Annotated in this window: 1 protein-coding gene; it reads left to right on the top strand. The window is 61.7% G+C overall.

What is annotated here, in order from left to right; translation table 11 throughout:
* Positions 1–161 precede the first annotated feature (161 nt).
* Positions 162–266, top strand: a 105-nt coding sequence (locus SB771_RS34875; protein WP_410722023.1) for a hypothetical protein, incomplete at its 3' end; no start/stop codon positions are given.

Genomic DNA, 266 nt, shown 5'->3' with positions numbered 1-266 from the left:
CTCCGGAATAATCCGGCCGCTTGCGCCAAACGGCCAGGGGGATGGTGGACGCCCAAAAGACGAGGCGGCGCGCGCCAAAATCCCCTACGCTGCATATGCACACATTCGCAAGAACTTTGACATAATGACAACACATTGCGCACCTCCAGGACAAGCCTAGAATGAATGCGCCCACCCAGTCGCATCCGCCAGTCACGCTCGCGAACTGCGACAGCGAACCGATTCACGTCCCGGGCGCGATCCAGCCCCTGGGCGCGTTGCTCGCC

Origin of the sequence: Burkholderia sp. SIMBA_051, assembly GCF_046534915.1 — a bacterium.
Lineage (GTDB): Bacteria > Pseudomonadota > Gammaproteobacteria > Burkholderiales > Burkholderiaceae > Burkholderia > Burkholderia ambifaria.
The sequence above is the reverse complement of the archived record's forward strand: the minus strand, read 5'-3'. Positions and strand labels throughout refer to the sequence as shown.